Genomic DNA, 7,876 nt, shown 5'->3' on the forward strand with positions numbered 1-7,876 from the left:
AGCTTTATATTGTTGTTTTTCAATGGTTTGCAACAAATCCAAGTCTTCCTTGATTTTAGTCGAGTAATTCATCCCACTAATATACGACATGAAGCTTCTGATTTAGTATTACATTAGAACCCAAAACTTGGAAATATGCTTGGCCGAATGGTATTCACCCATTTTTAAACAAATCATACGGAAAGCCGGAAGAAGAATTTCCGGGGTATATTCGTGAGTATGGCTTATCAGTGGCTTACCAGCGATTTTTGTGGAAAGGTTTATATGCCGAACTTAATGTAATGCCTACTTGGCAAACTTTTGTGAATACTGACGGCAGAAAAATTGACAATGGATTTCAGATTTTCAATACTTACCGCGTTGGTTATCACATCAAACTTTTTAAGGACAGATTTTTCATTCAACCATCAATTGCAACTACTCACCGTCTTTATCATACAAAAATGCCTGATGGATTTAAACAGTTAGACGATAAATGGTCGAAATTTATCGTCGGAGAACCAGGATTTCATTTTGGGTTTAATTTTTAGTAATAGCGGTATGGGATACATTAAAGAACCAAAAGGCATTGACTTCGTAATTAGAAGCGAGCCGTTAACAGACAAGGCTCATCAGGAAATCAGTGAGTTTATTCGTAATTACAAGAAGAAGGCAACTCATAAAAAAGCGAAATCAAACACAGCGTCAAAACAGCCAAAATCTATTCACGCTTAGCCTCTCGCCTAGTACGCCATGAACCAATGGCTAGCCGACTTCGCCTACAAAATCAACATCGACTGGTGGATGTTCGCGCTGGCGGGCGCAGTGGCCATTAGCATTGCGCTGCTGACGGTGAGTTTCCAGAGTGTAAGGACCGCGCTGATGAACCCCGTCAAATCGCTGAGGAGCGAATAGGGGGATACGCATACGACCGACGTAGAGACAACGCCTGTGTTGTCTCTACTAAAACAACTCTCGAATTTACCCGATCAGCATTGAACCGTCACGCGCAGGAAGGTGGCCGGTATGGAGGTGACGTGGGTGTCGGTGCTTTTGTTTTGGCTGGTAAACAAAGCGTCCAATGCCTGGTCCAGTTCCTGTGCCTTGCCATTCGATTCGGCTGCCTCAAACGCGTTCATGGTAGGGCCGTAGTAGGTTTTGAACGTGTTGAAAAATTCGGAGGGGGAGTAAGGGGCGTTGAACGTAAACGTATCGCGGAGGAAGGTTATGTTTTCCGTTGCGATACCGGCTTTTTCGAAACGCTCCGTCACATGGCTCTCTATACCCCACAACATAGGACTCAGGAACCCCTCCGGCGGTGGCGGTGTATAGGCCGAGCTGATCTTTAAAACCTGGGCAACCAGCGTTGGATCGCCCGGAATCCAGTTTCCCATCACGATTCGTCCGCCCGGACGGGTAACCCGAACCATTTCCTTCGCCACATCAAAGGGCCTGGGTGCGAACATGGCACCGAACATGCTTACGACCAGATCAAACGACTGATCGCTCAGGTCGGTCAAATCCGATGCATCACCTTCCTGAAAGGTGCAGTTCGTCAGCCCTTCTGCGCTGGCCCGTCTGTTGCCCGCGTCAACGAGATTACGGGCTATATCGACGCCTAAAACCGTAGCACCAAGCTTTGCCTCGGGTATGGCCGTGGTACCATCGCCACAACCGAGGTCAAGGACGGAAAGTCCCTGCGTAATGCCTAGCTGTCCAACCAGTGCGGCACCACTTTCGCGCATGGTTGCGGCAATTTGGGTGAAGTCCCCTTTTTCCCACAATGCTTTATTTGGGTTCATTAGCTTTCTTTTTTGACCGGTGAACTAGTTACTGTATCCTGGACGGCCACGTCCGGGCGTTAATGAGCTGTATTTACGCCCGGACGTGGCCGTCCAGGATACAGTAACTACAACTAGTAAGTCCTTGTGGGCCTATCTCGCAACTTGAATTATATATAGACGAAAGGTATCATAATCCCTTCGCCGACCTTACTTAATTTGAGTAACCGGATACCAATCCATAATGCCCCGACCCTACATGGCCTCCCGAGTTGCGTGATACGCTCACGCTTTCGTTTATTAGCGGACAGTTTCTGTCCATTTACGGACAAAACCTGGTAGTCAATGCACCCGGATTCGCTTGAATTGGCTATTTCAGGATGTGGCACAAGAGTTGAGCCCTATTCATCGGCCACAACAGTATTTATCCGTTTACCTGCCAGCTACCAGCCTTATGTTTCTAAACTACCTGAAAATAACCCTGCGTACACTGCGGAAAAACCGGGTGTTCTCGCTTATCAATAGTACCGGGCTGGCGCTGGGTATTGCGGCTTTCGTGCTCATTCTGGAGTATGTAGCTTACGAACGCAGCGTCAACGGGTTTCACCAAAACCTGCCAACGCTGTTCCGGGTGCTCGCCCAAAACCGCGAGGGTGACATAGTAAGTGATATGGCTCCGGCAGTGGGTCCGCTGGCAAAACAGGAGTTCCCGGAAGTAAACGACTTCTGCCGCGTCGGCGAGCATTCGGCGAATGGCATCATCAGTGTTGCCAACGGCAGCAACGGCCAGGCGGCACAGTCATTTCGGGAAGATAAACTGGCGTATGCTGACGCCAGTTTTTTTACACTGTTCACCTTCCCTATTGTCGAGGGAACGGCGGCATCAGCTCTGGTGCAACCCAATACCGTAGCCCTGTCGCAGTCGCAGGCCCGGAAATATTTTGGCGATAAAAAACCACTGGGCCAGACGCTGACGCTGAACAACCAGTTTGGCAAGACGCTCTACACTGTTTCGGCGGTGTATGCCGATATGCCCCGAAACTCCGACCTGATCTTCGACGCGGTCTTTTCGCTGGTAACGCTGGCCAATCCCGCCAACCTCAACGGTAATGACTGGGCGCGTCTGGACAGCTTCGACGGTTCGTATCTGACGACCTTTCTGAAACTGGCCGAAGAAGCCCCCGGCATACCCGCTAACGAAGCCGCATTGGCGGCTAAAATCAATGCCTATAAAAAGAAAGTAACCCCCGAAGACGAAACCCTGTTTCTGGTCCAGCCCGCCACCAGTATGCACCTGGCAGCATCCTTAAGCGATACGTATCCTACCAGTGGCAGTTTGGGATTTGTGTATCTGCTGAGCGGCATTGCCGGTCTGATCCTGTTGATTGCGTGGTTCAACTACGTAAACCTGTCAACGGCGGGTGCGCTGAAACGAGCCAAAGAAGTGGGCATCCGGAAGGTGATTGGGGCGGCACCGGGGCAACTGATCGTGCAGTTTCTGGGCGAGTCGTTGCTATTGAATATGGCTGGCTTCGGGCTGGCGATGGTGCTGGTCGCATCCTTGCAGCGTTCGTTCAATGCCTTTGTACAGAAAGAATTGTCGCTGGATGTGCTGAATGCCAACGGGTTCTGGCTGGGGGGATTGGCGCTTTTAGTCGTGGGGGCTGTGGCCTCGGGTGGGTATGTGGCCTTTACGCTAACCTCCTTTCAGCCGATCAAAACCCTCAAGGGAGCTTATCAGGCCGGTAAAGGTGGCTGGTTACGCAAAACGCTGGTGGTGGCCCAGTTTAGTGCGTCGGTGGCTCTAGTCATCGCCACAATGGTGCTGTACCGGCAATTGCAATTTATGCAGAACAAAGACCTTGGCGTTCGGCTGGCGCAGCGGGTAGTGGTCAAGCGGCCCGAGATTGGGGATGGCCCTTTCGCACCCAAAACGACCAGGCTGGAGGACCAGCTCGCACAACTACCGTATGTGAAAAGCTTCTCGCAAACGACCATTGTACCCGGCAACTTCTACAACTTCACCACAAACGGTATTACCAGACAGAACCCGCGTCCCGGCGATGAGAAGAAAAGCTATTCGATGGGGATCATTGACGACCGTTTCCTGAAAACCTACGAAATTGGGCTGGCTGCTGGCCGGAATTTCACAATTCGCGAAGCGGAGACAGGCTGGGAGAAAAGCGGCAAACTGATGATCAACGAAACCGCAGCCCGACAGTTGGGCTTTGCTTCGGCTGAGCAGGCCGTCGGTAAAATCATCAACTGGGGACAACCCTACGAACTCGTGGGTATCGTGAAAGACTACCATCATCAGGGACTGCAAAAAGCCATCGACCCGGTCATTTTCATGCCCCGCCGGTCGACCAGCGATTTAACGATTCAACTGACAACGGACAACATTCAGGCCAAGCTGGCCGAGCTGGAACGGCTTTACAAAGCCAGCTACCCTGGCAACCCGTTCGAGTTTTACTTCGTCGATGCCAATTACAACAAGCAGTACCAGAGCGAACAGCAATACGGGCAGGTATTTACCGTCGCATCGGCCCTCGCTATTTTCATCGCCTGTCTGGGCCTGTTCGGGCTGGCCATGTTCACCACCGAGCAGCGTACCAAAGAGATTGGCGTTCGCAAGGTGCTGGGTGCTTCGGTAGCGAGCATCGTTACGCTGCTTTCCAAAGATTTTTTAAAGCTGGTCTTGATCGCTATCGTCATTGCCTCGCCCGTAGCGTGGTGGGCCATGAACCGCTGGTTGCAGCATTTCGAATACAAGGTCGATATGGCCTGGTGGATGTTCCTGCTGGCGGGTATGCTCGCCATTGGTATCGCCTTGCTGACGGTAAGTTTACAAAGCGTAAAAGCCGCGTTGATGAATCCGGTGAAGTCGTTGAAAACGGAATGAAGGAGGAGAGGGAGGAAAGGGAGGAAGGAGAAAGGACCTCCCTTTCCTCCCTTTCCTCCCTCTCCTCCCTCTCCTCCCTCTCCTCCCTTTCCTCCCTCTCCTCCCTTTCCTCCCTTTCCTCCTTTCCTCCTTTCCTCCTCTCCTCCTTTCCTTCCTCCCTCTCCTCCCTCAAAACATGCTAACTAACTATCTCAAAATCGCCTTCCGCACCCTCTGGAGAAAACGGGGCTATGCCGCTATCAATGTAGTTGGGCTGGGTGTGGCTTTCTGCATCTGCGTCTTCCTGCTGCTGACGGCTTATCTGCACCTGACATTTGACTCGTTTCATAAGGATGGCGAACGAATTTTCCAGACGTATCTATTCGCCAATGACCCCGAAAACCCGGTTAAAAGTGGAACGATGCCACTCCCACTCTCGCCCGCCCTCAGCGCCGACTTTCCCGAGCTGGAAGCCGCACGCGTTATGGTCGGCCGAAAAAGTCTGGTCGAAGCCAACGGCAAGTATTTCGACAAATTGATCAACTTCACGGACCCCAAATTTCTAAGCATCTTTTCGTTTCCGCTCCTGGCCGGAAATCGGGAAACAGCCCTGCGCGAGTTGGGGAGTATTGTGATCAGTGAGAACATGGCGAAGGACCTGTTCGGAACCTCAAACCCAGTAGGCAAACGGCTGCGTATGGGTAATGACGGCAATCAGAAAGACTATGTCGTGACGGGCGTTGCTGCCGATGTCCCCGACAACTCGTCGGTTCGATTCGATGCCCTGGCTCGCATTGAGAATTCCCCAAACTACCAGAACAGCAAAGACAACTGGGGCGATAATTCACATGCCGTATACGTGAAATTGCCGGCTGAGGTAGAGCAGGCCACCTTTGAAGATCGCTTGAAGCCTTTTGCGCAGAAGTATTTTCAAGCGTTTATCGAAGAACTCAAGAAGAAAAAGGCCCAACCCGATTCACGCGGTGATTTGTTTGCTATACGGCTACAGAAGCTGGCCAATATCCACTTCAACCGGGATTTAAGCGACAGCAAAGGCACGCCCATGGCGGTGATCTACGTGCTGATGGGCATGGCTTTTTTCATTCTGGCCATTGCCTGCATCAATTTTATCAACCTGAGTATTGCCCGATCATTCACAAGGGCCAGGGAAATAGGCGTTCGCAAATCGCTGGGTGCGCTCAAAAGTAGTTTGTTCATCCAGATCTGGAGCGAATCGGGGTTGATTTGCTTCGTGGGATTTCTGTTCGGCACCGTGCTGGCTTACCTGCTCATGCCTGCCTTCAACGCCCAGTTTGGTGCCAAACTCGAACTGGCCTATGCGCTCCAGCCGGGGTTCATAGCCCTCTGCGGGTTTGTCATCGTGCTGGTTACACTGGTGGCGGGTGGGTATCCGGCCTGGCAAATGGCCAGGTTCAATACGGTCGACGTGCTCAAGGGGAAAGTGACAACAAAGCGGCCGGGGGTGTTGCGCAACGCGCTCATCGTTACCCAGTTTACACTCTCCTGCCTGCTGGTTTGCTGCACCGTCATTGCTTTCCAGCAGGTGGGCCATTTGCGCCAGAGCCCGCTTGGTTTCGACAAAGAGCAGGTGATCAGTATTCCGGTGGGCACACAGATCAACGGTCGGCAGGTGCTGCAGCGACTACGGAATAAGCTGGCCAATGACCCGACGGTGCTGTCCCTGACGGGAACCGGCGTCAACCTGGGTAAAGGCAAAGATCGCGTTAGCTCAAGATCGACAGTCGGGTACACCAACAAAGGCAAGAAAATCTCAACCGATGTGTTGCTGGTCGATTTTGACTACCTCAAAACACTCAAAATCAAGCTGTTGGCCGGGCGCGATTTTAATCAGGCCTATGCCAGCGATTCGACCAACCGGGTAATTGTTACGCAAAGTATGGCCAAAATGATGGGCGTGACGAATCCGGTCGGTATGTTACTCGGCGATGATGAAGACCCGACCGGCACCAAATCGCAGATCATCGGTGTCGTGCCCGATTTCCGACTGTATTCAGTAGCCGACAAAGCCAACCCGATAACTATGTATTTGTCAGGCTCTGAACCCATTCACTATGTCTTTGTCCGGGTATCGCCACAAAGCCTCTCTGGCTCGATGGAGAAGCTCCAGAAGATTTGGGCCGAGGTAGCCCCTCAATCGGAGTTCATGGGCTCGTTTCTGGACGAAAACGTCGACGCCTGGTATCAGAATGAAGAGCAGCTTTCGCAGATATTGAGTCTGGCATCGGGCATTGCTATCTTGCTGTCGTGTATCGGTTTGTTTGCCATTGCCCTGCTGATGGTCGAGCAGCGGACCAAGGAGATCGGTATCCGGAAAGTGATGGGTGCCAGCATACCCGGTATTGTCCTGATGTTATCCCGTGGCTTTGTCAAGTTGGTGCTGATTGCCCTGTGCATTTCGGTGCCGCTGGCCTGGTTCGGTATGCGAACGTGGCTGAATAACTATTCGTACCGAATCGAGATAAGCCCCTGGGTATTCATTGGCGTCGGTCTGTCGGCCATCCTGATCGCCCTGGCAACGGTCAGCTTCCAAAGCATAAAAGCCGCCCTGATGAACCCCGTCAAATCGTTACGAAGCGAGTAGAGACGCGAGCGCATCGGCGCCCCGGCCTTCGCGTCTCCACAACCGGATGGCTCATACTCCGGATTTTTTACTACCATAATAAAGCCGCAACCGGTTGCGGCTCTACATAGACAGGCCAACCAACTACCTCAAAATCGCCTGGCGGAATCTGATTCGCAACTGGTCGCTCAGCACGATCAATCTCGTTGGTCTGACTGCGGGGCTGGCCGCCGGTGTATTTACCATGCTGTTTGCGCAGGTTATATATGGCCAAAGTGGGCGGCAGAGCTATGCCACTCATTTGCTTGAGGATGGCACCGACATCAAGTTTATTCAGGAACTGCTCGGCCACAACGAGATAAAGACGACAAGGCGCTACCTACACGTCATTGACAACGTATAAAGAAGGTCAAAAGTCCATTAGACCGTTTGTGTAATGGGGTATGCGTCAATACAACGTCCAGAAACAAACAATACGAAATATGTTACGAGTATCTTGTATTGTTTGTTTACCGTACAGCGATTATTGATGCGTGAGTAGAGTCGTAATAATTGTAACTTGTAATTACTATGGCAAGCTACAAGCAAATCGAATATGAAATCCTGCGTCGTCGATGTGTTGCCTTACAGCAA

4 protein-coding genes and 2 pseudogenes are annotated in these 7,876 nt (G+C 51.5%); 5 read left to right on the forward strand and 1 reads right to left on the reverse strand.

What is annotated here, in order from left to right:
• Positions 1-107 precede the first annotated feature (107 nt).
• Together FH603_RS27230 and FH603_RS27235 are read left to right on the forward strand one after the other, a co-directional pair.
• Positions 108-530, forward strand: a pseudogene (locus tag FH603_RS27230) (hypothetical protein); the annotation flags it as partial.
• A gap of 196 nt (positions 531-726) precedes the next feature.
• Positions 727-894, forward strand: a pseudogene (locus FH603_RS27235) (ABC transporter permease); the annotation flags it as partial.
• A gap of 74 nt (positions 895-968) precedes the next feature.
• On the opposite strand, the gene FH603_RS27240 reads toward FH603_RS27235, so the two are convergent.
• A complete protein-coding gene (locus tag FH603_RS27240; protein WP_186742348.1) occupies positions 969-1,781 on the reverse strand; it encodes a class I SAM-dependent methyltransferase in 813 nt (270 codons plus the stop codon).
• 433 nt (positions 1,782-2,214) lie between these two features.
• On the opposite strand from FH603_RS27240, the gene FH603_RS27245 reads away from it, so the two are divergent.
• From FH603_RS27245 to FH603_RS29165, 3 genes are all read left to right on the forward strand, one after another.
• Entirely contained in the window at positions 2,215-4,662 is a 2,448-nt protein-coding gene (locus tag FH603_RS27245) for an ABC transporter permease (protein WP_186742350.1), read from the forward strand.
• Between the two features lie 175 nt (positions 4,663-4,837).
• Positions 4,838-7,264 carry an ABC transporter permease gene (locus tag FH603_RS27250; RefSeq protein WP_186742352.1) on the forward strand — a complete coding sequence of 809 codons (2,427 nt, stop codon included), beginning with the start codon at positions 4,838-4,840 and terminating at the stop codon, positions 7,262-7,264.
• A gap of 94 nt (positions 7,265-7,358) precedes the next feature.
• Entirely contained in the window at positions 7,359-7,646 is a 288-nt protein-coding gene (locus FH603_RS29165; protein WP_317171344.1) for a tyrosine-type recombinase/integrase, read from the forward strand.
• Positions 7,647-7,876: the final 230 nt, after the last annotated feature.

It is taken from the genome of Spirosoma utsteinense, assembly GCF_014282275.1.
Taxonomy (GTDB): Bacteria; Bacteroidota; Bacteroidia; order Cytophagales; family Spirosomataceae; genus Spirosoma; species Spirosoma utsteinense.